Origin of the sequence: Leisingera sp. SS27 (assembly GCF_028368855.1) — a bacterium.
GTDB lineage: Bacteria > Pseudomonadota > Alphaproteobacteria > Rhodobacterales > Rhodobacteraceae > Leisingera.
Map to the genome: position 1 here is coordinate 39,331 of NZ_JAQNCY010000003.1, position 23,377 is coordinate 62,707.

Annotated in this window: 28 protein-coding genes; 18 read left to right on the forward strand and 10 right to left on the reverse strand. The window is 64.5% G+C overall.

All coding sequences use genetic code 11. From position 1 onward, the window contains the following. Window positions 1-33: 33 nt before the first annotated feature. On the reverse strand, window positions 34-255 hold the full coding sequence (locus tag N6L27_RS08155; protein ID WP_271906747.1) for a hexameric tyrosine-coordinated heme protein: 222 nt from the start codon (window positions 253-255) through the stop codon (window positions 34-36). Window positions 256-358: 103 nt separating this feature from the next. Between N6L27_RS08155 and N6L27_RS08160 the strand changes: the two genes are divergently transcribed. Further along, window positions 359-826 carry a MarR family winged helix-turn-helix transcriptional regulator gene (locus N6L27_RS08160; protein WP_271906749.1) on the forward strand — a complete coding sequence of 156 codons (468 nt, stop codon included), beginning with the start codon at window positions 359-361 and terminating at the stop codon, window positions 824-826. On the opposite strand, the gene N6L27_RS08165 is transcribed toward N6L27_RS08160, so the two are convergent. From N6L27_RS08165 to N6L27_RS08180, 4 genes are all read right to left on the reverse strand, one after another. Further along, entirely contained in the window at window positions 823-2,046 is a 1,224-nt protein-coding gene (locus tag N6L27_RS08165; RefSeq protein ID WP_271906750.1) for an MFS transporter, read from the reverse strand. The genes N6L27_RS08160 and N6L27_RS08165 overlap by 4 nt on opposite strands. 116 nt (window positions 2,047-2,162) lie before the next feature. Further along, complete coding sequence (locus tag N6L27_RS08170; RefSeq protein WP_271906751.1) at window positions 2,163-2,768, reverse strand: YceI family protein; 606 nt, start codon at window positions 2,766-2,768, stop codon at window positions 2,163-2,165. Between the two features lie 191 nt (window positions 2,769-2,959). Then, a complete protein-coding gene (locus N6L27_RS08175) occupies window positions 2,960-3,703 on the reverse strand; it encodes a hypothetical protein (protein WP_271906752.1) in 744 nt (247 codons plus the stop codon). Between the two features lie 85 nt (window positions 3,704-3,788). Then, complete coding sequence (locus N6L27_RS08180) at window positions 3,789-4,190, reverse strand: rhodanese-like domain-containing protein (protein WP_271906753.1); 402 nt, start codon at window positions 4,188-4,190, stop codon at window positions 3,789-3,791. 122 nt (window positions 4,191-4,312) lie between these two features. Between N6L27_RS08180 and N6L27_RS08185 the strand changes: the two genes are divergently transcribed. Continuing rightward, entirely contained in the window at window positions 4,313-5,356 is a 1,044-nt protein-coding gene (locus N6L27_RS08185) for an aldo/keto reductase (protein WP_271906754.1), read from the forward strand. A 94-nt stretch (window positions 5,357-5,450) separates the two neighbouring features. On the opposite strand, the gene N6L27_RS08190 is transcribed toward N6L27_RS08185, so the two are convergent. Continuing rightward, window positions 5,451-6,434, reverse strand: a complete 984-nt coding sequence (locus N6L27_RS08190) for a GlxA family transcriptional regulator (RefSeq protein WP_271906756.1) — start codon at window positions 6,432-6,434, stop codon at window positions 5,451-5,453. Window positions 6,435-6,567: 133 nt separating this feature from the next. Here N6L27_RS08190 and N6L27_RS08195 point away from each other — a divergent pair, with 133 nt between their 5' ends. The 4 genes from N6L27_RS08195 (at window position 6,568) to N6L27_RS08210 (ending at window position 10,199) form a co-directional block, all read left to right on the forward strand. Then, window positions 6,568-7,485, forward strand: coding sequence for a 3-keto-5-aminohexanoate cleavage protein (locus tag N6L27_RS08195; protein ID WP_271906757.1), 918 nt, complete (start codon window positions 6,568-6,570; stop codon window positions 7,483-7,485). 139 nt (window positions 7,486-7,624) lie between these two features. Continuing rightward, window positions 7,625-7,960 carry a hypothetical protein gene (locus tag N6L27_RS08200; RefSeq protein WP_271906758.1) on the forward strand — a complete coding sequence of 112 codons (336 nt, stop codon included), beginning with the start codon at window positions 7,625-7,627 and terminating at the stop codon, window positions 7,958-7,960. Then, on the forward strand, window positions 7,957-9,429 hold the full coding sequence (locus N6L27_RS08205) for a carnitine 3-dehydrogenase (RefSeq protein WP_271906760.1): 1,473 nt from the start codon (window positions 7,957-7,959) through the stop codon (window positions 9,427-9,429). Before N6L27_RS08200 ends, N6L27_RS08205 begins: the two co-directional genes overlap by 4 nt. Next, complete coding sequence (locus N6L27_RS08210) at window positions 9,426-10,199, forward strand: SDR family oxidoreductase (protein ID WP_271906761.1); 774 nt, start codon at window positions 9,426-9,428, stop codon at window positions 10,197-10,199. Before N6L27_RS08205 ends, N6L27_RS08210 begins: the two co-directional genes overlap by 4 nt. Before the next feature lie 108 nt (window positions 10,200-10,307). On the opposite strand, the gene N6L27_RS08215 is transcribed toward N6L27_RS08210, so the two are convergent. Next, window positions 10,308-11,168: a helix-turn-helix domain-containing protein gene (locus tag N6L27_RS08215; RefSeq protein WP_271906762.1), complete on the reverse strand. Its 861-nt coding sequence runs from the start codon at window positions 11,166-11,168 to the stop codon at window positions 10,308-10,310. A 114-nt stretch (window positions 11,169-11,282) separates the two neighbouring features. Here N6L27_RS08215 and N6L27_RS08220 point away from each other — a divergent pair, with 114 nt between their 5' ends. Genes N6L27_RS08220 through N6L27_RS08230 form a run of 3 tightly spaced genes read left to right on the forward strand, consistent with a single transcriptional unit; the run spans window position 11,283 to window position 13,317 of the window. Next, a complete protein-coding gene (locus tag N6L27_RS08220) occupies window positions 11,283-11,489 on the forward strand; it encodes a DUF2061 domain-containing protein (protein ID WP_271906763.1) in 207 nt (68 codons plus the stop codon). After that, a complete protein-coding gene (locus tag N6L27_RS08225; protein ID WP_271906764.1) occupies window positions 11,482-12,396 on the forward strand; it encodes a fatty acid desaturase in 915 nt (304 codons plus the stop codon). The genes N6L27_RS08220 and N6L27_RS08225 overlap by 8 nt, the downstream gene beginning before the upstream one ends. Window positions 12,397-12,414: 18 nt before the next feature. Then, window positions 12,415-13,317 carry an EamA family transporter gene (locus N6L27_RS08230; RefSeq protein WP_271906765.1) on the forward strand — a complete coding sequence of 301 codons (903 nt, stop codon included), beginning with the start codon at window positions 12,415-12,417 and terminating at the stop codon, window positions 13,315-13,317. Window positions 13,318-13,410: 93 nt separating this feature from the next. Here N6L27_RS08230 and N6L27_RS08235 read toward each other — a convergent pair whose 3' ends face one another. Next, the gene (locus N6L27_RS08235; RefSeq protein ID WP_271906766.1) at window positions 13,411-14,142 is read right to left on the reverse strand and encodes an NUDIX hydrolase; all 732 of its coding nucleotides are present in this window, start codon (window positions 14,140-14,142) and stop codon (window positions 13,411-13,413) included. Window positions 14,143-14,146: 4 nt separating this feature from the next. Continuing rightward, window positions 14,147-14,563: a DUF983 domain-containing protein gene (locus N6L27_RS08240; RefSeq protein ID WP_271906767.1), complete on the reverse strand. Its 417-nt coding sequence runs from the start codon at window positions 14,561-14,563 to the stop codon at window positions 14,147-14,149. A 200-nt stretch (window positions 14,564-14,763) separates the two neighbouring features. On the opposite strand from N6L27_RS08240, the gene N6L27_RS08245 reads away from it, so the two are divergent. The 4 genes from N6L27_RS08245 to N6L27_RS08260 all read left to right on the forward strand — a co-directional run bounded on the left by N6L27_RS08245 (window position 14,764) and on the right by N6L27_RS08260 (window position 16,726). Further along, on the forward strand, window positions 14,764-15,222 hold the full coding sequence (locus N6L27_RS08245) for an EF-hand domain-containing protein (protein ID WP_271906768.1): 459 nt from the start codon (window positions 14,764-14,766) through the stop codon (window positions 15,220-15,222). Between the two features lie 67 nt (window positions 15,223-15,289). Beyond that, complete coding sequence (locus tag N6L27_RS08250) at window positions 15,290-15,871, forward strand: RNA polymerase sigma factor (RefSeq protein ID WP_271906769.1); 582 nt, start codon at window positions 15,290-15,292, stop codon at window positions 15,869-15,871. After that, window positions 15,864-16,238: a hypothetical protein gene (locus tag N6L27_RS08255; protein ID WP_271906770.1), complete on the forward strand. Its 375-nt coding sequence runs from the start codon at window positions 15,864-15,866 to the stop codon at window positions 16,236-16,238. Before N6L27_RS08250 ends, N6L27_RS08255 begins: the two co-directional genes overlap by 8 nt. After that, window positions 16,235-16,726: a periplasmic heavy metal sensor gene (locus N6L27_RS08260; RefSeq protein ID WP_271906771.1), complete on the forward strand. Its 492-nt coding sequence runs from the start codon at window positions 16,235-16,237 to the stop codon at window positions 16,724-16,726. The genes N6L27_RS08255 and N6L27_RS08260 overlap by 4 nt, the downstream gene beginning before the upstream one ends. Window positions 16,727-16,810: 84 nt before the next feature. Here N6L27_RS08260 and N6L27_RS08265 read toward each other — a convergent pair whose 3' ends face one another. After that, window positions 16,811-18,205: a diguanylate cyclase domain-containing protein gene (locus N6L27_RS08265; RefSeq protein ID WP_271906772.1), complete on the reverse strand. Its 1,395-nt coding sequence runs from the start codon at window positions 18,203-18,205 to the stop codon at window positions 16,811-16,813. A 115-nt stretch (window positions 18,206-18,320) separates the two neighbouring features. On the opposite strand from N6L27_RS08265, the gene N6L27_RS08270 reads away from it, so the two are divergent. From N6L27_RS08270 to N6L27_RS08290, 5 genes are all read left to right on the forward strand, one after another. Then, complete coding sequence (locus N6L27_RS08270; protein WP_271906773.1) at window positions 18,321-18,605, forward strand: DUF3572 domain-containing protein; 285 nt, start codon at window positions 18,321-18,323, stop codon at window positions 18,603-18,605. A gap of 57 nt (window positions 18,606-18,662) precedes the next feature. Further along, window positions 18,663-19,352 (forward strand): HAD family hydrolase, encoded by a 690-nt coding sequence (locus tag N6L27_RS08275; RefSeq protein WP_271906774.1) that lies wholly within the window; start codon window positions 18,663-18,665, stop codon window positions 19,350-19,352. A 246-nt stretch (window positions 19,353-19,598) separates the two neighbouring features. After that, on the forward strand, window positions 19,599-21,158 hold the full coding sequence (locus tag N6L27_RS08280; protein WP_271906775.1) for a trimethylamine methyltransferase family protein: 1,560 nt from the start codon (window positions 19,599-19,601) through the stop codon (window positions 21,156-21,158). Window positions 21,159-21,522: 364 nt separating this feature from the next. Continuing rightward, window positions 21,523-22,110 (forward strand): heme NO-binding domain-containing protein, encoded by a 588-nt coding sequence (locus N6L27_RS08285; protein ID WP_271906776.1) that lies wholly within the window; start codon window positions 21,523-21,525, stop codon window positions 22,108-22,110. After that, window positions 22,107-23,159, forward strand: a complete 1,053-nt coding sequence (locus N6L27_RS08290) for a GGDEF domain-containing protein (protein ID WP_271906777.1) — start codon at window positions 22,107-22,109, stop codon at window positions 23,157-23,159. The genes N6L27_RS08285 and N6L27_RS08290 overlap by 4 nt, the downstream gene beginning before the upstream one ends. Window positions 23,160-23,377: the final 218 nt, after the last annotated feature.

The window sequence follows — 23,377 nt, forward strand, 5'->3', positions numbered from 1 at the left end:
TTGTGCGGGTGAGTGGTGGCTGCCGCAGGCTGTTCAACGCCAGTAGTTGTTGGCCTGCGATACGGTTTGGAAATTCACCGCCACTACATGCGACACGGCAATCAGGCTGTCGTAGTTGCTGGCATATCCCGGCCGCATCTTGTTGCGTGCGTCTTCATCGGGCTGGGTCAGTTTCACCGCCATCCGCGAAAGTTTGATTGCCAGCTGGTAGCCTTCTTCTGGTGTTGCGGTTTTCAGGTTGGGTAGCCAGGACATGTTGTCTCCAATTTGTATCGTGCGCGACCTATATTCAGACATTGACGGCGGCCGGGACCGGAGTCAAGAAGTGAATCGTGCGCGATATTTAATGGGGCTGATCATGAAACCGTCCGACGTTCCAAACCGTGCAGGCGATCTGTTCTGTTTTGGGCTTTATACAGCCTCTCATGCGGTGAACCGGGCCTACGCGCCGCATTTGAAGAAGCTGGGCCTGACCTATCCGCAATATATCACACTGACTCTGTTGTGGGAGGAAGACAGCCAGATGGTGAATGCGCTGGCGCAGAAGCTGGGGATGGAAACCAGCACGCTGACTCCGCTCGTCAAGCGGCTGGAGGCCATGGGCCATGTCACCCGCTGCAAGAGCGCGTCGGATGGGCGCGCTGTGGAGGTTCGGCTGACGGCGCAGGGCAGGGCGCTCGCGGCAAAAGCCCCGGAGGTGACAGCCTGCATGATCGGCCAGACCGGATTGACTCTGGCTGAGCTGGAAGCCCTGCAGCGGCTGTTGTTCAAGCTGCGGAACGGCCTTCAACCCACGCAGCAGCCTGCCCTTGGGGAGGGGCGCTAGCGCCCCTCGCGTGAGCGTTTCAGCAGGCGGCCGATAGTGAAGGAGGTGCGCGGCGCATAGACATAGCTGGTGCGCTCTGCCGGGGTGGCGCGGACTTTCATCCGGCTGAGGCCAAAGGCGATCAGAGCCAAGTGGCCGCAGGCGACATAGGCAAACAGCGCCGTCGGGCCGAAGCTGTCGATCAGCGCCGAGGAGACATAGGGCGAGGCGATGGCGCCAAGCGCGTACCAGAACATCAGCGCGGCCGACAGCTCAACCCGTTCGGCAGACGTGGCAAAGTCGTTGGCATGGGCGGCAGAGACCGAGAAGATCGGGAAAGTGGTGAAGCCGAAGAACCCGGCTGCCAGCATCACGCCCAGAGTGCCGGTGCCGCTGGCGGCCATGGTAATAGCGCAGCTGAGGATGGCGATGCCGGACAGCCAGATTAGCACCCAGCGGCGGTCGTATTTGTCGGCGAGCCAGCCCATCGGATACTGCGCCAGCGCGCCGCCCAGGACGAAAGAGGCAAGGAAGAAGGCGATCTGGCCGATTTCCAGACCGACCTCCTGGCCATAGACCGGGCCGACCATCCGGAAGGAGGCGGAGCTGAGCGCCGAAACGATCACGCCTGCCACTGCCAGCGGTGAACAGCGCCACGCCAGTTTGGGGCGCAACCGGGGGGCGTCGGGGGTTTCCGGCTGGCTGGCCTTGGTCAGCGTGAGCGGCAGCAGGGCCGCACAGCACACCACGGCCAGAAGATTGTAAGAGATGTAAACCGCAGGCGGCAGCACCGCGATGATCAGCTGCGCCGCCAGCGATGCACTCATGTCGGCAATCCGGTAGGTGCCCATGGCACGGCCGCGGTTTTCATTGGTGACCTTGGCGTTCAGCCAGGCCTCGATCACCGTATAGGCGCCGGCCACGCAAAGGCCGGAAGCGATCCGCATTGCCGCCCAGGCATAGGGGTTTTCCGTCAGCGTGTGGCCCAAGAGGCCCATTGCCCCCAGTGCGGTACAGACCGCAAAGGCGCGGGAATGGCCGACATTGCCCATCAGCCGCGGCGCCCACCAGCAGCCGATGAAGAAGCCGAAGAAATGGGCCGAGCCGAGGAGGCCGATCTGCTCCTTGGTGAAGTTGAGCGTCAGGCCGGAGATCGCATCGAGCGGGCCGACGCCCCCCGTGGACAGCTGCAGCAGGATGACGGAGAGGAACAGGGCGGCAAAGGAGACGATCAGGCGCATAACGTTGCGACCATGACAGGCTGACGCGGCATTGCCAGCCGGTTTCCGCCAAACCTGTGTCGTATTTCTGCGCGGCGGTGTTTTTCGGCATCTGCGCCGGTGCCGGGGCGGCGGCTCTAGCCCGCGCGGCGGATGCGGGCCTTGATGGCGAGGCGGACGCGGTCGGCAACCAGATCCCCATAGCCGGTGGCGCCGAAGGCGGCGCGGCTCAGCTGGCCTGTCAGCTGCACATCCAGCTCGCTGAGGTCATCCGGGGCGCTGCCGGGGCGGCGGTAGAGTGCAGCCTGCAGGGTGAGCGGGCGGGTGGTCCCGCGCAGGGTAAGCTCTCCTTCGATCGCGGCACCGCCCGAGATCCGCCCGTCCGGTCCGAGCCGGACACGGGTGGAGCGGAAGCGGATCTGCGGGTGGCGTGCGGTGTCTAGGACACCGGGGCCTTTCAGCGCTTCGGTGGCAAACACCAGTCCGGTGCGGGCACGGCGGGCGTCGAGAGTGATGTCGGCCTGGCTGCGGGCCAGGCTCTGCGGGTCGATGCGGATGCGGGCCTTGGAGACCGGAAGGCGCCCGTGCTGCGGCTGGCCGCTGAGCAAGAAGGTGAACCGCACATCGGTTGCCTCCGGCACCAGCTGATATGCCAAGGGCGCCGCCCTCAGCGCTTGCGGCGCCAGCAGCGCCGCTGTGAGACCGGCGAGCAGTTTGCGCCGCTGCATTCGGTGTGTGACCAACAGTGCTTTCCTTTGCGCTTATGTGCTGCAGGCAGAGTGTAGCCGGATTGGCGGGGTCTGGCTGCTCACTTTCGCGCGTGCGGCCGTGAGGCGCGGGAGGGGGAGGCTCTCCCGCCAGGCGGCGGCTTTTGGCAAAGCCTTTGCCTGTTGGGCCCGGCACCGGGCGACGCCCGGTGCCGGGCCCAATGCCGCTAGGTCAGCGCTGGCGCAGCCAGCGGTGACTGCGGTTGCGGGAGAACCCGGGAAGCCGCAGGGCGTGCGGTCTGCTGGCTGGCCGCGCCGGGCGGCAGCGGGGCGGCCTGCAGCGGGCCGCCTGCACGGGCCCGGGCGATCTGCCAGCTGCGCGGCGGCAGTGTGCGGGCGCGCAGACGCTGCAATGTCCAGCACATGCGGCTGCCCGCCGGGGAGCGTCCGGCCGCCCCGCAGCTGGCGGGCAGGCCGCTGGCGGGGCGGGGCGCATGGGCCAGGTGCCAGCGGCTTTCGATGCCCTGGGCGCCGCCCAGGCCGGGGGTCAGCAGCAGGCCGACCGGCGCCGGGCCGAAGGTGCCGCCAGCCTCTGCCGCCAGATGCAGCCGCCGCACCGGGGTCATGGCGGGCGGCTCTGCCAGCTCTGCCACTACCAGCGCCGCCGCGCCGCCGCGCAGAGTTTCTTCCATTGCCCAGAGCAAGTCCTCTGTCCGGGCGGTTTGCACGAACAGGAACCGCGCCGGGCTGGCATCCTCCGCCATCCCGTCCGGGTTCAGCGGTTTGCCGGCTTGCGGTGCGGACAGCCACAGCACCGGTCCCTGGGCCGCAGCAGCCAGCCACAGCGCAAAACTGTGGCGGGCGGGGCCGCAGGCCTCATGCACCCGGGCCAGTTCCAGCGCCACCCCCTCTGTCAGGGACAGCGCCGGGCGGGGTTTGCGGCTGCGGCAGGAAAGCAGATGAGTCGGCATGCCGGCAAACTAACATGTTCGCTTTTTGTTCTCAATCGGCTCAAGTTGCCGGAGCCGCCTGTTTTCGTGCGCGGTGCGGCGGGCTTCAGCTTTCGCGCGGCACCACCGGGCCGCCCTGTTTGGCCCATTCGGTGAAGCCGCCCTGAAGATGCACCACCGGTTTCAGCCCCATCTCCATCGCCGCGCGGGCGCTCAGGGCCGAGCGCCAGGCGCTGGCACAGTAGAAGACATAAGTCTTGTCCTGGTTGAACACAGGCTTGTGATAGGGGCTGTCCGGGTCGATCCAGAACTCCAGCATGCCGCGCGGGCAGGAAAACGCGCCGGGAATCATACCGCTGCGCTGCAGTTCGCGGATGTCGCGCAGGTCGATGAAAACGTAATTTTCGTCCAGCACTTTCTGCTTGGCGTCCTCGACGCTCATCGTCTCCACAAGGCTGTTGGCCTCCGCGAGCAGCGCCTTGACGCCCTTGGTGATCTGTTGCGGCATCTCATCTCTCCTCCTCGGTTTGCCCGCAGGCTGGCGGGTTTGCGCCGCGGGGGCAAGCCGCTTGCACTTGCCGCCCTGCCGGTTAGGGTCGCGGTCAGATCCGCAGCAGGGGAGCGCGCAAGATGAAAATGAACCCGTTGGGCCGCACCGGCATGAAGGTGTCCGAACTGTGCCTGGGCACGATGACATTCGGCACCCAGACGCCCGAGGAAGAGGCGCATGCGCAGATGGATATGGCGCTGGCGGGTGGCGTGAACTTTATCGACACTGCCGAGATGTACCCGGTGAATCCGGTCAGCGCGGAGACCCTGGGCAACAGCGAACGCATCATCGGCACCTGGAACGCAAAGACCGGACGGCGGGGCGAGTATATCCTGGCGACCAAACATTCCGGCGAGGGGATGAAACACGTGCGCGGCGGGGCGCCGATTTCCTCTAGAACCATCGCGCCCACCGTGGAGGCCTCGCTGAAGCGGCTGAAGACGGATTACATCGACCTCTACCAGTTCCACTGGCCAAACCGGGGCAGCTACATGTTCCGGCAGAACTGGACTTATGATCCCTCAAGCCAGAATCGCGAAGAGACGCTGGCCAATATGGAGGACTGTCTGGAAGCGCTGCAGCGCGAGGTGGAGCGCGGCACCATCCGCGCCTTTGGCCTGTCCAACGAGAGCGCCTGGGGCACCGCGCAATGGCTGCGGCTGGCGGAGGCGAAGGGCTGGCCGCGGGTGGCCTCAATCCAGAACGAATACTCGCTGGTCTGCCGGATGTATGACACCGACCTGGCCGAGCTGAGCGTCAATGAGGACGTCGGCCTGATGGCATTTTCGCCGCTGGGCACCGGATTGCTGACCGGAAAATACCAGGACGGGGCGGTGCCGGAAGGCTCGCGCAAGTCCATCAGCCCGGAGCTTGGCGGACGCCACAGCCCGCGGGTTTATGATGCGGTGGCGGCCTATCTGGAGATCGCGGCGCGCCACGGGCTGGACCCGGTGCACATGGCGCTGGCCTGGTGCCGCACGCGGCCGTTCATGGCCTCGGCGATCTTTGGCGCCACCCGTCTGGCGCAGCTGGAGCATATTTTGAAATCGGTGGAGCTGGAACTGAGCCAGGAAGTGCTGGACGAGATCAATGCTGCGCATCGGATGCATCCGATGCCTTATTGAGGCGGGCGGAGGAGGGGGTGCTGCCCCCTCTTGCGCTTGAGGCGCAATTCACCCCCGGGATATTTTCAGCCAGATGAAGAGGATCCTGCCGGGATTAATGCGCGGTCGGGCGGGCCTGTTCCTGGCGCAGGTCGCGGGCGGAGGTGCCATGTGCGGTGCGGAAGGCACGGGCGAAGCTGGACTGCGAGGTGAAACCGGTCGCCATCGCCACATCCATCAGCGGCATCGCGGTGTCGGTCACCAGGCGGCGGGCCTCGGCCAGGCGCAGTTGCAGGTAGTGATCCTGCGGCGTGGTGTTGAGCTTGAGCCGGAACTGCTGCTGCAGGCTGCGCGGGCTGGTGCCCAGGGTCTCGGCGATCATCGCCAGCGGCAGCGGCTCATCCAGCGAGGCCTCCATCAGCGCGTTGGCCTTGGCGGTGAGGGCACTGTGGCCGCGGTTGCCCAGGCGGCTTTGCGGCCGCGGCAGGGCGGCAGGTCCATCGAACAGAAACAGCCCGGCCACGCGGGAGGCAAAGCCTGCGCCATGGCGGGCGCTGATGATGTGCAGCATCATCTCGATCGCGGGGGTGGCGCCGCCGGAGGTCAGGCGGGCATCCGAGACGGTGAAACGGTCGTTGCGGGCGTCCACCTCCGGAAAACGGGCGGAGAAGTTCTCGAGGTCTTCCCAGTGGGTGGTGGCGGGGTGGCCGTCCAGCAGGCCTGCCTCGGCCATCAGCCACGGCCCGCCGTCGATGCCGGCAATGGTGGCGCCACTGGCGGCGATGCGGCGCAGGCCTGCCAGCAGGCTGGGGGTGGCATGGCGCGCCAGCTGGAAGCCCGCGACGACAATCAGCAGCTCGCAGCCCTGCAGCCGGGCCAGCGGAAAGCTGGGCACGGTGAGGCCGCTGGTCAGCATCGGCCGCTCGGCTGTGACACTGACATAATCCCAATCAAAGGCGGCCCGCCCGGCCAGCCGGTTGGCGGCGCGCATCGGGTCCACCGCCGCGGCAAAGGACAGCGTGTTGCATTCGTCCAGAACCAGAACCGCTGTTTTCAGCGGCCGGTTCTCGGGCTGCAGGATGTTTTTTGCGGATTTCATCAACTTCGATTCGCCTGGTGTAAACTGTGCCGCAAAAGGCTGCGGCAGAGTCGCCTGCAACGCAAATCGGAATCTGGGGAGGAGCCTGGGGATAACCCGCGGCAAAACCCTGTACATCGAAGGGAAAAGAAAAATGCCTCTGGAAATGAACCGGGACGTCTTCATCACCTGTGCCGTGACCGGCTCTGGCGGCACCCAGGATCGCAGCCCGCACGTGCCGCGCAGCCCCAAGCAAATCGCCGATAGTGCCATCGCCGCGGCCAAGGCCGGGGCCGCCGTGGTGCATTGCCACGTGCGCGATCCCGAGACCGGCGTGCCGTCGCGCCGCTTGGAACTGTACCGCGAAGTGACCGACCGGATCCGTGATGCTGAGGTGGATGTGGTGTTGAACCTGACCGCGGGCATGGGCGGCGACATGGTGTTTGGCGACACAGAAAACCCGCTGCCGTTGAAAGAGGCGGGCACCGACATGGTAGGCGCGACCGAGCGGATGGCCCATATCGCCGAATGCCTGCCGGAAATCTGCACGCTGGACTGCGGCACCATGAACTTTGCCGAAGCCGATTACGTGATGACCAACACGCCGGGGATGCTGCGGGCAATGGGGCAGATGATGACCGATCTGGGTGTGAAGCCGGAGATCGAGGCCTTTGACACCGGCCACCTGTGGTTTGCCAAGCAGTTGGTCAAAGAGGGAATTCTGGAGCCGAACGCGCTGGTGCAGCTGTGCATGGGGGTGCCGTGGGGCGCGCCGGATGATCTGAATACCTTTATGGCGATGGTCAATAACGTGCCGGACGACTGGACCTTCTCGGCCTTTGCGCTGGGTCGCAACCAGATGGCCTATGCGGCACAATCAGTGCTGGCGGGCGGCAATGTGCGGGTCGGTTTGGAAGACAACCTGTGGCTCGACAAGGGCGTGCTGGCAGAAAACTGGCAGCTGGTCGAGCGGGCCAACACCATCGTCTCGAACATGGGCGCGCGGGTGATCGGCCCCGCCGACGTGCGCGAGAAGCTGGGGCTGACCAAGCGCGCGCCGGTGGCGAAGTAAGCGGATTTTCGAGGGGGTGCCACGCGTGCACCCCCTGTACACCCCCTGTACACCCCCTGTGCACCGGCCATTGGGTCCTGCTTGAACTTGGGAGCGAAAACCCAATGATGCGAATGATAACCAACAAGGGGATTTCAGCATGGTTTTGGTAATGACGCTTCCGTTTGCAGGGATTGTTAGTCTTTCTGCCTTTCTTCAGGCAAGCGATGGCGGATGGAGGTACTTTGCCGCCGCGGTAGCCATGATGGCTGCAGCGTTGGCCGCTCCGGCATTTCTTCATGAGGGCTGGCAACAGGATGGGCAAATTGCGTTTCTCGTGGGAAGCGGCTTCAACGCTGGTGCATTGGTGTTGGCGGGCGCAGTGATCGGTTTGATCGGCAAGCGATTCAGTACAGCGGGAAAAGTAGGAGGCGTGGCATTTCTTGTCGGTATTGCCACGCTATGGACCTGGACTTGGATGAGTATTCTGACATGAAAACAGCAGCAATCATCGGCGGCGGGGTTATCGGCGGCGGCTGGGCCGCGCGGTTCCTTCTGAACGGCTGGAACGTGCGGGTGTTCGACCCGGACCCGGAAGCAGAGCGCAAGATCGGCGAAGTGCTGGGGAATGCCCGGCGGAGCTTGCCCGGTCTGGGCAATGTGGCGCTGCCCGCAGAGGGCACTCTGACCTTCCATGAGACCATCGCGGACGCGGTGAAAGACGCGGAGTGGATACAGGAGAGCGTGCCGGAGCGTCTGGACCTGAAACAGAAGGTCTATGCTGAGTTGCAGGCGCATTGCGCGCCGGATGCGGTGATCGGCTCGTCCACTTCCGGCTTCAAGCCGTCGCAATTGCAGGACGGGCGCGAGAACCCGGGCCAGATCGTGGTCGCGCATCCGTTCAACCCAGTCTACCTGCTGCCGTTGGCCGAGCTGGTCACCACCGAGGCCAACCCGGCCGGTGTCATCGACCGGGCCAAGGAGATCATCACTGCCATCGGCATGTATCCCCTGCACCTGAAGAAGGAAATCGACGCCCATGTGGCCGACCGGTTCCTGGAAGCGGTCTGGCGCGAGGCGCTGTGGCTGGTCAAGGACGGCATCGCCACCACCGAAGAGATTGACAACGCGATCCGCTACGGCTTTGGCATCCGCTGGGCGCAGATGGGCCTGTTCGAGACCTACCGGGTGGCCGGCGGTGAAGCGGGGATGAAGCATTTCATGGCACAGTTTGGCCCCTGCCTTAGCTGGCCCTGGACCAAGCTGATGGATGTGCCGGAATTTACCGACGAGCTGGTGGACCTGATCGCGGGCCAGTCGGACGAGCAGTCCGGCCAGTATTCGATCCGCGAGCTGGAGCGGCACCGGGACGACAACCTGGTCGGTATGATGCGGGCGCTGGGCGCAAACAACTGGGGCGCCGGCGCGGTGCAGAACAGCCATGACCTGAACCGCGAGGGCGAGGCGGGCTTGGTGCGCCAGATCGAAGATCTGGAAGACCTGAGCCAGCCGGTGCTGACCCAGAGCCGCGTGGTGCCGCTGGATTGGACCGACTACAACGGCCATATGACCGAGAGCCGCTATCTGGACGCGTTCGCGCAATCCACTGACCGGCTGATGATGATCATCGGCTGCGATGCGGAGTATATCGCCAACGGCGGCAGCTACTTCACCGCCGAGACTCATATCCGCCATATCGACGAGGTGCATGCGGGCGACCCGATCCAGGTGCGCACCCGGGTGATCATGGGGGCAGGCAAGAAGATGCACCTGTGGCACGAGATGTTCTGTGGCGAGCGGCTGCTGGCGACCGGTGAGCATATGCTGCTGCATGTGGACCTGAAGACCCGCCGCTCCGCCCCGCCTGCGCCGCATATCGAGGCCAATCTGGTCAAGCTGGCCGAGGCCCATGCGGCGCTGCCGGTGCCCGATGGGCTGGGCCGCGCCATTGGTGCGCCGCGGTGAGCGCTGAAGGAGTGAGCCGGGTTCTGGTCACCGCCGGCGGGTCTGGCATCGGCCGGGCAATGGCCGAGGGTTTTGCCGCTGTCGGGCATCAGGTCTGGGTCACGGATGTGAGCGCAGTGGCGCTGGCAGACGTGCCGGAGGGCTGGCGCACGACGGCAGTGGATGCCACCGATGAGGCGGGCGTTAAAGCGCTGTTTGCGGAGATCGCCGAGGTTTGGGGCGGGCTCGATGTGCTTTGCGCCAATGCGGGCATCGCCGGACCAACGGCGCTGATTGAGGACATCGCGCTGGAGGACTGGCGCAAATGTGTAAGCGTCAACCTTGAGGGCTGCTTTCTGGCTGCCAAATATGCGGCACCTTTGATGAAGGCCGCCAAGGCCGGGTCTATCATCGTGACGTCCTCGACTGCCGGGCAGTACGGCTACCCGAACCGGGCGCCTTATTGTTCCGCCAAGTGGGCTGTCATCGGGCTGATGAAGACACTGGCGATGGAGCTGGGACCGTTTGGCATCCGTGCCAATGTGATCTGCCCCGGCGCGGTGGAAGGGCCGCGGATGGAGGGCGTGCTGGAACGCGAGGCCGCGGCCAAGGGCATGACCCGGGATGAGGTCTATGCGGGCTATGCCGCGGGCACCTCGATGGGGCGGTTTGTCGAGGCCAGCGACATTGCCAATATGGCGGTGTTCCTCGGCTCGGACGCGGCGCGGCTGGTTTCGGGGCAGGTGATAGCGGTGGATGGCCATACTGAGAACCCGGATCCGAAGGTGTAAGCAGGGCTGAACGGGTGGGTCACGTTTCCCGGCGCGGGAAACGTCCCGGAAAACACGTGTTTTCCGAGCCGGAATTCGCGCCGAATTCCGGCGGCCCTGCTGCTATGTTCAGGAAATCGCCGCCCTGAGCGCGCGCAGCCGCCCCGGCAGCTGCCGTGCGGTGATATCGGCTTCGCGCACCAGGTTGTCGAAATGGCTGGTGAAGGTGGCGATCCTTTCCTTGTCGCGGAAGGCGAGATAATGGGTGCCGGCGTAAAAGACGCACAGAAGCGGCCCGAAGATCGTGATCGGTGAAGAGTAAAGCCGCTTGGCGTCGAACAGGTAGATGCGCAGGCGGGGGTAGAGCTGTTCGCAGAGGCGTTCGAACTGATCCAGCTGCTCCAGCCGGATCTCCAGCGGCAGGCCCTCGTAATAGCCCACGCCATGGGCAAAGCTGTCGAGTTCATAAAGCGGCAGGGCGATTTCATAATCTGACGGCGACTGGCGCATCCAGGTGAGCCGGTCCTCGGAGGCGCCGATGGCCTGATCTGCGGTGCGGCCCAGGTGCGGGGCGTATTCCCACTCCAGCAGCGCCCGGGTTTTCAGCATGTCAGGCAGCGCAGCGGGGACGTGGCGGATCTTGTAGCCCTCGGCCTCCTGGTGCCAGTCGAAGATCCGTTCATCGACCAGTGCGCGGGGGGCCTCAGACAGGGTGAGGCTGGAGGCCAGCAATTCGGCGGCGCTCTCGGGGCGGTCAGAGAGGCTGAGCAGCCAGTCGGCGGAGACCCCCAGCGCCCCGGCGCAGGCGCCGACCACATGCGCGTTCGGCAGCCGCGCGCCCTCATCCGTCAGCAGCTGCGAGATGGTGGAGCGGTCAACGCCGATGGCGCGGGCCAGGGCGCTTTGGCTGAGGCCGCTGTCGCGCAGGGCCTTGTTCAATCTTTGCCGGAACTGCTCAGCCCGCACCCGTTTGTCGATATTTTCTATCATGTGATTTGAAATATCACGAATGGTGGGTTTTGTTAACTGCATTCGGAATTCTGCACAGTCTGCGGCTGCGGTAGTTTGGAAACAAGCACTTATCGAAGACATTCAGGAGGCAGGATGGAAACGCGCAGGCGCTCCATAGTTAAGGCGGTGATTTGGAACGCCCTCGGGCTGATGACGATGACGCTGGTGGGGCTGGTTGCCACCGGGTCGGTTAAGGCGGGTGGGATGATGGCGCTGGTCAACACAGGCATCGGGTTCACGGTCTATCTTTTCTATGAGCGCGCCTGGGCAAAGATCAGCTGGGGGCGCAGCCATGTCTGAGCGCTGCAGCGAATACATGCCACGGGGCGTGGAGTGGGGTACGCTGGGGCTGATCCTGGGCTGCTACGGCGGCTGGCTGGGGGTGCTGTGGCTGCTGCCGCAGGTCAGCCTGGTACTGACGGTGCTGGTGCTGGGCGTGATGGCGGCGCTGCATTCCTCGCTGACCCATGAGGCGCTGCACGGGCATCCGTTTCGCAGCCGCCGGCTGAACGAGGCGCTGATGTTCTTTCCGCTGAGCCTGGCGATACCCTTTGGCCGGTTCCGCGACACCCATCTGGCGCATCACGAGGATGAGGCGCTGACGGATCCCTATGATGATCCGGAGAGCAATTTTCAGGATCCGGCGGTCTGGGCGCGGCTGCCCGTCTGGCGCAGGGCGCTCTTGCGGGTGAACAACACGCTGCTGGGCCGGGTGCTGCTGGGGCCGCTGATCGGGCAGATCTGTTTCATGGCGGGCGATTGGCGGCTGGCGCGCCGGGGCGAGCCGGGCATTGTCCGCGACTGGGGCTTGCACGCCGTTGGTCTGGCGGCGGTGGTCTGGGTGGTTCTGCAATCGCCGGCGCCGCTGTCGGCGGCACTTGCCGGGGCCTATCTTGGCCTTGGCCTGCTGAAAATCCGCACCTTCCTGGAGCACCGCGCGCATGAGACCGCGCGCGGCCGCACCGTGGTGATCGAGGACAAGGGGCCGTTGGCCTTTCTGTTCCTGAACAACAACCTGCACATCGTGCACCACATGCATCCGGGCGTGCCCTGGCATGCGCTGCCGCGGCTCTACCGGTCGCGCCGGGAGGAGTTCCTGGCAGCCAATGACGGCTATATCTACAGCAACTACCTGCAGATTTTCCGCAACTACCTGTTGCGCGCCAAGGACCCGGTGCCGCATCCGCTCTGGCAGCAGGGGGAATAAGGGCGCATAAGCGGAGGCATGTTTGCCTGGATCCCCGTTTCCATAGCTGCTGCCAGCTTTCAGACCGTGCGCTTCATGCTGCAGAAGGTCCTAAGCAGCGTGACGCTGTCGCCGGGCGGAGCCACCTTCGCCCGGTTTGTCTATTCCGCACCGTTCATCCTGGCCGGGCTGGCCGCCTACCTAATGGTGTCGGGGCGTAGCCTGCCGGAACTGGGCGCGAAATTCTGGATGTTCGCAGCCATCGGCGGCACCGCGCAGATCCTGGCCACCGTCTGCGTGGTGGCCCTGTTCAAGCAGCGCAATTTTGCGGTCGGCATCACCTTCAAGAAGACCGAAGTTATTCAGACTGCCATCGTCGGGCTGGCGGTGCTGGGAGATCCGGTCAGCCTTGGCGGCTGGGTTGCGATCCTGATCGGGCTGACGGCGGTGCTGGTTCTGTCCAAGACGCCGGATGCGGCAGGCCCCTGGTGGCGGCATCTGACCAACCGGGCATCCCAGCTGGGGCTGGGGTCCGGGGTTCTGTTTGCCTTTTCCGCGGTCAGCTACCGCGGGGCGTCGCTGCAGCTGGGCGATCTGGAGCCCATGTTTCGCGCGGGCGTGACGCTGGCGGCGGTGGTGAGCCTGCAGACGCTTTTCATGCTGGTCTGGCTGGGCCTGCGCGAGAAGGGCGAGATCGCCCGGGTATGGCAGGCACGCAAAGTTGCGGTTTGGGTGGGGCTGACCAGCATGGGCGGCTCGTTCTGCTGGTTCTGGGCCTTCACCCTGCAAAACGCCGCTTATGTGAAGGCGGTGGGGCAGGTTGAGCTGCTGCTGTCGCTGCTGGCCTCCGTGCTGTTCTTCAAGGAAAAGGTCACGGGCCGCGAACTGGCAGGGATGGGGCTTCTGGTGGTGTCGATCCTGGTGCTGGTTCTGGCCCTCTGAAGCGCCGCGCCTGCGCCAGGGCCGCCGGAATTATGCGATAATTCCGGCTCGGAAAACATGTGTTTTCCGGGACGTTTCCCGCGCCGGGAAACGTTACCCGTCGGCGGGCATCGGATAGCCCTTGAGGCGCAGGAACAGGCTGGCCTCGTCGTTGTTGTGGAAATAGGGCACGCTTTGCGGCGGCTCTGCGTCTCGGACGCGGGCGGTGACTTCAGCAAGCACAACTTCGGTGATGAAAGGCAGATCGAAGCTGCGCACCTGGCTGAGCGGGATCCATTGCAGATGCGACAGCTCATCCGCGGCGCGGGAGAAATCGTCCAGGTCGCCGGTGATCTGATCGGCATCGACCAGGAAAAAACGGGCGTCAAAGCGGCGCGGGCGGCCCGGCGGAGTCAGGGCGCGGAACACGAATTGCATCGCACGGGCTGAAGGAATGTGGCCGGTGGCGGCAAAGCTCTGCCAGTCTTCGGGGATGTCGCCCTGCCAGCCGCCGGGTTCGCCCAGGATCAGGCCGGTTTCCTCCCACAGCTCGCGCACCGCAGCGACGGCGAGGGCGTGGTGCGCGTCTGCGGGTGCCTTGTCTGCGAGGCGCTCCTGGCAGACCGGCGAAATCGGTGAGGCCAGCGGGACCTCTGCGTCGGCCACATCCACGGCGCCGCCGGGAAAGACGAATTTGTTCGGCATGAAGGCGGCCTTGGCGCCGCGCTGACCCATCAGCACCTGCGGATCATCGGACATCCGGCCGCGCATGGCGATCACTGTTGCCGCATTGCGGATGGCCGTCTTGTCGGTTGTGGTCTCGCCGCTGAGATATGTCTCGCTCATGGTCTTACTGCCCTTGTCCTGCCGGGGTGTCCTTGCCGAAGCCGTGCATCCGCCGCGCCCATTGATAGGCGATGACGATCCCCTTCATCCGCGGCAGAAGATAGAGGGAAGACGCGAGGCAGCCAATCGCGAAAACCGTGAACATTACCAGGGGCTCCGGCCGGTAGGAGAAATAGACCACATGCATCAGCGGCGCCATGATGTGGCCGACGATCAGGATGGTGAGGTAGGCCGGGCCGTCATCGGCGCGGGCATGGGTCAAGTCGAGGCCGCAGGTGCTGCAGGTCTCGTTCACCTTGAGATAGGAATGCAGCAGTTTGCCCTGGCCGCAGTCCGGGCAGCGGCAGCGCCAGCCCTTGGCCAGGGCAGGCATGGTTGGGCGGTCGTCTTCCTGGGCCGGGACGGCGGGGGACTGGGTCATGTCTTTTTCCTGTGTGCTGCGGGTATCTTTGCGCGCCTGCGGAGCTGGTTAAAGGGGAAAGCCCGGTTTATGCGCCGGTTTGCCGCAACGGGACGGCGGCTGAAACTTTTTTCGCATTACTGCGACGGAAGCGCAGGGCTGTGGCGTTTTTTCTGTGCATCGGGCAGCAAGATGCTGCCGCAGGACAAAGGAAAGACGACATGAAACACGTCAAATTCATCGCCCTGATCGTGGCGGCTGCAGGCATGACCGCTGGCAGCGCGGCTTTGGCCAAGGGGTTTGGCCATTACGGGCCGAAGATGTCCTTTGAGGAGATCGACGCCGACGGCAACGGCGAGGTGACCAAGGCGGAGATCCAGGCGATGAAGGACGCGCATTTCGCCAAGGCAGACAGCAATGGCGACGGCAAGCTGTCGCTGGAGGAAATGCAGGCGCGGGCAAATGACCGCGCTGCGCATATGCTGGAACGCTTTGACAAGGACGGCGATGGCGCGTTGAGTATGGACGAGATGCCGCAGCCGCGCCGGGCGGGCAGGATGTTCGACCGGATGGATGCCGATGGCAGCGGCGGCATCTCCAAGGAAGAGTTTGAAGAGGCCCGGGCGCGCCACAGCGGCAAGCGGTGGCATGGCCATGGGGATGAAACGGAGCAGAACTGATCGCTGAGGCGTGCTGCAGAACGCGGAAATATCACGGCGCCGGGCCCCTGCTGCGGGTCCGGCAGCCATGAACGCAGCGGCGGAGGAGGCCTCCGACGATGCGCTTCTGGTGCTTTATGCCAATGGCGACAGCCGGGCCGCGGCAGAGCTGACCGCGCGGCTGGGGCCGCGGGTCTATGGCGTCGCGATGCGGGTGATGGGGATCCGTGCCGAGGCCGAGGATGTGACCCAGGAGGCGATGCTGCGCCTTTGGAAGATGGCGCCGGAGTGGCGGCCGGGGGAGGCGCAGGTGTCGACTTGGCTGTACCGGGTGGCGATGAACCTGTGCATCGACCGCAAGCGGCGCGCCCGCGGTGGCCACGTGGATCTGGACGCGGTGCCGGAGCCGCCGGACCCGGGCCGCTCGGCCGTGGAGCATCTGCAGGACGGCGCGCGCCAGGATGCACTGCAGGCAGCATTGATGCAATTGCCGGAACGGCAGCGGCAGGCGGTGGTGCTGCGGCACCTGGAAGAGCTTTCGAACCCGGAGATTGCCGGGATCATGGACATCAGCACCGAGGCGGTCGAAAGTCTGACCGCCCGGGGTAAACGGGCGCTGGCTGCGGCTCTGGCCGGGCGGCGCGAAGAATTGGGGTATAGCGATGGCTGAGACGGATAAATCACTGCAGGAGCTGGACGGCCTGTTTGCTGCGGCGCGCAGTGAGCCGCGCGCGCTGCCGGATCATCTGAGCGCCGCAATCCTGGCGGATGCGGCGCATGTGCAGCCGGGCGGCCAGCCCGCGGCACCTGCCCGGGCGGCGCGGCAGCCGCTGTGGCGGCAATTGGCAGAGGCGCTTGGCGGCTGGCCGGCGCTGGGCGGGCTGGCCGCGGCCAGCGCGGCAGGTCTGTGGATCGGGCTTGCACCGCCCGCGTTTATGCCGGACCCGGCGGCGCTGGCCGGGTATGAGGACAGCAGCACCGCCTTTGCGGACGGCAGTTATGACATGGCGCTGATGCTGAGCGAGGACCTGCAATGACTGCGGAGGCAAAACCCAGGATGAAGCTGTGGCTGAAACTGCTGCTGGCGGGATCGCTGGCGCTGAATCTCGCGGTGATCGGCATCGCGGCCGGAGCAGCCTGGCGGTTCAGCGGCAAGGACAGGCACTGGCAGCGGCCGCCGTCGGTGGGGGCGATGATCTTCCGCGAGCTGGACCGCGATACCCGCAAGGCGCTGCGGCAGAGGGCGGGCGGTGATCACGGCAGCTACTTCAAGCGCCGCCATGCAGAGGGCGAGGCGGTCATTGCGGCCCTGCGCCGTGAGGATTTCGATGCTGAGGCATTGCTGGCTATGCTGAAGGGGCAGGCAGAGGCGCGTCATGCCTTCCATAGCAGCGTGCAGGAGGCCTGGGTGCGCAAGCTGGAAAGGATGGCGCCGGAAGAGCGGGCGGCCTTTGCAGATCGTATGGAGGCGCGGATGCAGCAGGCGGGCAAATACTGGCACCGCAAGCGGGAAGGACGGGACTGATCCGTCTGCAGCGGATCCTGACCCAAGCCAAGGGGCCGCTGGAACGGTTGCTTTTTCTGCTGGAGCGCGAACGGTTGCGGCGGTTCAGGCGGCCTCTGTGCACTCCGGCGTCAGGGTTACCTGATTGCGGCCCGCGTTCTTGGCATCATAAAGCGCCTGGTCGGCCTTTTCGACCAGTGCCGCAGTGCTGCCGCCGTGGCCTGCGCCGCCCATCACCGCGCCGACGCTGATCGTGACTTTGACCGGTTCGGCGGCACCCGGCACCTGAAACGGGGTGCTGTTGATCGCATTGCACAGGGCAATGGCAGCCAGGCTGGCCTCCGGCTCGGTGGCGCCGGGCAGTACCGCCATGAATTCCTCGCCGCCGACGCGGGCCAGCAGGTCCGCCGGCCCCAGCACCGCCTGCATGCGGCGGGCGGCCTCGATCAGCACGGCATCGCCGGCCGGGTGGCCATAGACATCGTTGATCCGTTTGAAGTGATCCAGATCGGCCAGCATGACGGCAAATTTCTCGCCGGTCTCAGCAGCTGAATGCGCCACACGATCCAGAAAAGGCTTGGCATAGCGGCGGTTGTAGAGGCCGGTCATCGGGTCCAGGTTGGCAGCGCGCAAGCCATTGCGGACGCTGTCGCGCATCAGGTCGTTGCGGGCTTTGTGCTGCAGCTGCGTGTTCAGGCGCAGGGCAAGCTCCTGGACATCGAACCCGGTTTGCAGCACGTCGTGTGCGCCGCGGTCCAGCGCCTCTGCCGCGATGTGCGGATCAGCGGGGTTGGGCACGGCAATCACCACTGATTTGCGGGTGGCAGCGCGGGCGCGCAGATCGGCCAGCAGGCGCAGCCCGGGGCCGGCTGACGCCTCGTTCAGCTCAATGATGATGGCATCCGCCACAGGCGCCTGCATCAGGCCCTGAATGTCGCTGATGGCATGGGTGCGGAGTGCATAGGGCAGGGTGCGTGAGAGACGGTCGCGCCAGGCCATGGCCGTGCGCGGGTCCTCGGCCACCACGGCCACGGTGGCATCGCGCAGGCTCTCGCTGCCGGCGCGGTCGCACAGCGGCAGGATGAAACCCTGCGAGGCGTCGCGCTGCAGGTTCAGCTCCTCGCTGGCGCTGCGTGCGCGCAGCAGGCTGCGGATGCGGGCCTGCAGGATCACGTCGTCCACCGGTTGTTGCAGCACATCGTCAATGCCTTCTGCCAGCGCCTGCAGCCGGGCCTGGTGGCCCTCCCAGTCGGACACCGCAATCACCGGCAGGTCGGCCAGCCCCTCATCCGCTGCCAGCGTGCGTTTGACATCTGCGGCTGTGCCATCAGGCAGTGACATCGCGGTGAGCACAAGGTCAGGGCGGCAGGTGCGGGCGGCCTGGAGCACCTCTGCCATGCAGCTGGCCTGGGCGACATCGTAATAGGCAGACGCCAGCTGCACCTTCAGCATGATGCGGTTGGTGGAGACGCCATCGATGACCAGGATAGTGCCTTGCACGCGGTATCCTTTCGCCTCTTGCTAATCCTTTGATTTCCAATTTTGCTGAGACTGGTTAAAAAAACGTTTCAGATTTTTACTAAATTGGCCGCAATACGGCAGGAGTGTGGGGAACATGCGGATTTCCGCTGATGGAGCAGAAACGGTGGCGCTCAAGGCTTTGGCCTGGCTGGCCGGAAATGACGAGCTTTTGCCGGTTTTTCTGGGCGCCACCGGCGCCTGCGAAGCGGATCTGCGGGCGCAGGCGGCGGAACCGGCATTCCTGGGATCGGTGCTCGACTTCTTAATGATGGACGATGCCTGGGTTATGCAGTTCTGCGATTCCGAGGGATTGGCCTATGAGATACCGATGCAGGCGCGGATGTCGCTTCCGGGCGGGGAGCAGGTGAACTGGACTTGAGAATAGCGCGGAGCGGCCCTAGGGTCCGGCCCTGACCCTGAGCAAAAAGGACCTGCAATGACGGTTGATGCTTTCCTGTTCGACAAGGACGGAACCCTGTTTGACTTTGCCGCCACCTGGGATGGCTGGGCGTCCAAGGTGCTGGAGATACTCTCCAAGGGCGATCTTGCCATCAAACAGGGGATGGCAGAGGTTATCAGCTATGACCTGGAGCGCGAGGCTTTCAATCCGGACAGCCTGGTGATCGCCGGCTCCAATGACGAGGTGGCTGGCGTGCTGGCGCCTTTTGTGACGCATATGGAGGCAGGGGAGCTTGCGGCATTCCTTGCGCAAAGCGCTGCAAATGCCGATCTGGCACCGGCGGTACCGCTGGCGGCGTTTCTCGATGGTCTACTGGCACGCGGCAAGGTGCTGGGGGTTATGACCAATGACGCCGAGGTCTCAGCCAGGAGCCAGCTGCAGCGGGCCGGGGTGCTGGACCGCTTTGCCTTTGTAGCGGGCTGCGACAGCGGTCACGGTGCCAAGCCGGACCCGGATCCGCTGCTGGCGTTCTGCAAGGCCGCGGGCGTGTCTCCGGACCGGACCGCCATGGTTGGCGACAGCCGCCATGACATGGAAGCAGGTGCGGCGGCCGGGATGCAGCGGATTGCTGTGCTGACCGGAATGGCCCTGCGCGAGGAGCTGCTGCCGCACGCGGATATCGTGCTGCCCGACATCGGCCATATCCCCGGCTGGCTGGACCGCTGAGCCCCTGATTTGCATCTGCTGATTCCCGCATGACCACAGGCAAAGGGGCATTCCGCCGGCGCGCTGCCCTTGCGTGCCGGCTTTTTTGCATGTCAGACTGGGCATATGTGTACAGAAATACTCCGGCCCGGCGCTTGATGCGGGAAAAGCGACAGGCGGGGTCGTGAACGGACAGGTTCAGGCGCGCGGGAATGGCGCAGTGTTTGCTTGTCAGCAGGTGGCAATTCAGACCCAGGGGAGGGCAGCATGGCAGAAACAGGCACACGCAAACGGCGCGGCGGGGGCAGGGCGGGTGCGGCAGCCCGGCGCGGCAGTGCTGTTCTGGAGCAGATGCCCTGGAATCCGCCGCGCAACATCGACCGCCCCATAGAGCCGCTGAGCGAGGACGGGGTGCAGGCCATCCATGATGGCGCCATGCGCATCCTCGAAGAGATCGGCATCCAGTTTTTCAACGAGGAAGCGCTGGGGATCTTCAAGCAGGCGGGCGTGAAGGTTGAGGGCGACCTGGTCCGGATGGACCGGGACTTTGTCATGGAAATGGTCGCGAAGGCGCCGCGGCAGTGGACCCTCACGCCGCGCAACCCGGAGCGCCGGATCACCGTCGGCGGCGATGTGATGCTGTTCGGAAACGTGTCCTCGCCGCCCAATTACTGGGACCTGGAGCAGAACAAGAAGACAGCGGGCACCCGCGAGCAATGCCGCAACCTGCTGAAGCTGACACAGTACTTCAATTGCATCCACTTTGCCGGCGGCTATCCGGTGGAGCCGGTGGACATCCATGCCTCGGTGCGCCACCTGGATGTGCTCTATGACAAGCTGACGCTGACCGACAAGGCCATGCACGCCTATTCCCTGGGCAAGGAGCGTGTTGAGGATGTGATGGAAATGGTCCGCATCGCGGGCGGCCACAGCCATGAGGAATTCGACGCCAGCCCGAAGATGTACACCAACATCAACTCCACTTCACCGCTGAAGCATGATGAGCCGATGATCGACGGCTCGCTGCGGCTGTGCCGCCGCGGCCAGGGGGTGGTGGTGACGCCCTTCACGCTGGCAGGCGCTATGGCTCCGGTGACCATGGCGGGGGCGGTGGCGCAATCCATCGCGGAATCGCTCTGCGCAATCGCGCTGTTCCAGTATGTTGCGCCGGGCTGCCCGGTGGCGATCGGCACCTTCACCTCCAATGTGGACATGAAGTCCGGCGCGCCTGCCTTCGGCACCCCGGAATATATGCGCTCAACCCAGATGACCGGCCAGATGGCGCGCTTTTACGGGCTGCCGATGCGGGCCTCCGGCGTCTGTGCAGCCAATGTTCCGGACGGGCAGGCGATGTGGGAGACCTCCAACTCGCTGTGGTCCGCCGTCCAGTCGGGCAGCAATATGATCTATCACGCGGCTGGCTGGCTGGAGGGCGGGCTGATCGCCAGCCCTGAAAAGTTCATCATGGATTGCGAAGTGCTGCAGATGATCCAGCGCTACATGGACCCGACGGTCAACGCCACCGGCCCGGACGAAATCGCCCTGGATGCGATCCGGGAGGTTGGCAACGACGGTCATTTCTTCGGCATCCAGCACACTCAGGACCGCTATACCACGGCGTTCTACCAGCCATTCCTGAGCGATTGGAGTAACTTTGAGGCCTGGGAGGCCGCAGGGGCCACCTGGACCGCGGAGCGCGCCCACAAGATGTTCAAGGAGATCATCGGGTCCTTCGAGGAGCCGCCAATGGATGCGGCGATCCGGGATGAACTGGCGGATTTCGTGGCCCGGCGCAAGGCTGAGGGCGGGGCGCCCACTGATTTCTAAGATACAATAAAGCGGTTATTGAAGCGGAGGCCAGTCCTCCGCTTTTTTTGTGCAAGCTCCGACCGGGCGGTGAATTTCCGCCGGGACAGGGTGGTGCAATGTTCCGAGGGCTTGCCACTGCGGGCGGGCGGGTACAGTAGTGCAGCTGGTTGCCAGCGCCAGAAGTGGTTGGCCGACGCTCCGGTTGGACTATAATGGCCGGGCTTTGCGCAGAATTTGTTGGTGAGATTGAGAGTGCAGGTGTGGTGCTAGGGGAAGAAAAAGCGGGATTTTTATACGCTGGACGCTTAAGTGATCTGCTTTGTTGTGCCTTTCTTAACCAGCACGCGTCAAGACTGTGGCATAGGCAAAGAGGGGCCATTGCATGCACGGTCTGATCAACAGGGCGATTCAGGCTTTTGTGACGAGTACCTACGGGGCGGACCGCTGGGAAGAGGTCATGGAGCAGGCCGGACTCGGTTTTACCGAGTTCGAAGCAATGCTGTATTACACTGAGGAGCAGTCCGGCAGCATGCTGACTGCGATGGAGACAGTGCTTGCCCGGCCCCTGCCGGAAATGCTGGAGGACATGGGCACCTTTCTGGTATCGAACCCGCAGGTGGAGGCGCTGCGGCGGTTGCTGCGCTTTGGCGGCGTGACCTATGTGGAATTCCTGCACTCTCTGGATGACCTGCCGGACCGCGCCCGGCTTGCGGTGTCCGACCTGCACCTGCCGGGTCTGGAATTACTGGAACAGGCGCCGGACCAATTCGAGTTGATCTGCCAGCCCGGACTGCCAGGATACGCGCATGTCCTGATGGGGGTTCTGCGGGCGATGGCGGATGATTATGGCGATCTGGTCTTTCTGGACCACAGCGGCACCCACGGCGGTGCAGAGGTAATCTCAATCACCCTGGTGGAAACCAAATTCGCCGCCGGGCGGGAATTTGACTTGGGGGCTCATTCATTATGATGACACTCCCGCAACTGACCGGAATGGCAGATGTCATCTGCCCGATGTTTGTGATCGTTGACCACAAGGGGCGGATCGTTTCGGCCGGTCCCACACTGAAGAAGCTGCGCCCGCAGCTGAACTGGGAAGGGCGGCGCTTCTTCCGGGTGTTTGATCTGTCCAGGCCCCGGTCGGTCCGGTCAGTGGAAGATCTGCTGGGCTCCGCCGGCAGCAAACTGCATCTGCAGTTCCGGGATGCGCCGCAGACAGGGCTCAAGGGGGTATGCACGCCGCTGCCGGACGGCCAGGGGGCCTTTCTGAACCTGTCCTTTGGCATCTCGGTGCTGGAGGCCGTGCGCGACTACGACCTGACAAGCGCAGATTTTTCCCCCACGGACCTGACCATCGAGATGCTGTATCTGGTTGAGGCGAAATCTGCTGCGATGGAGGCCTCGCGCCAGCTGAACCTGCGGCTTCAAGGGGCCAAAATCGCTGCTGAAGAACAGGCTTTCACCGATACGCTGACGGGGCTCAAAAACCGCCGGGCTATGGACCATGTACTGGCACGGCTGATCAGCAGCGGCCGGGAGTTCGCGCTGATGCACCTGGATCTGGATTTCTTCAAGCAGGTCAATGACACGCTGGGCCATGCCGCCGGAGATGCGGTGCTGCAGCAGGCGGCGCGGATAATGGTGGAATGCACCCGGCAGTCCGACACGGTGGCCCGTGTCGGCGGTGATGAATTTGTGATGATCCTTGAAGGGGTTCTGGATACCGGCAGGCTTGCGGCGATCGCCAAGCGGCTGATCCAGCGGCTGGAGGAACCGGTTGCGTTCGGTGGTCAGAGCTGCCGGATTTCCGCAAGCGCAGGAACCACCCTTTCCAATTGGCAAAAGGTTCCGGATGCCCAGGAGCTGCTGAACCAGGCTGATCTCGCGCTCTACGCTGCCAAACGCGCCGGGCGGGCACAGCATTGCTTCTACCGTGAGGGCATGGAGAAGAATGGCGCGGCAGCTGCAGGGGCAGAGGCGTCTGCCAGTTCCATGGCATCCCGCGGCCCTGCAAAGTGACCCGGGCTTCGCCCGTTTAGGACGGGCGGCGGCACAGCAGTCGTGCAAAATGCCCGTAAGAAAAAACTGTGGGGCCTTGCCCGAGCTGAGGCTGCTAACGAATTTCCAGCCGGACTCCTTAGCCCTTTTGCGGAGCCAGCCGGGTTTATGGAAACGCGGTGCCTTCCGGCCCATGCTCCTCTGATAACCTTTTGCGCTGTCTGCCGGGGGTGGAGCGC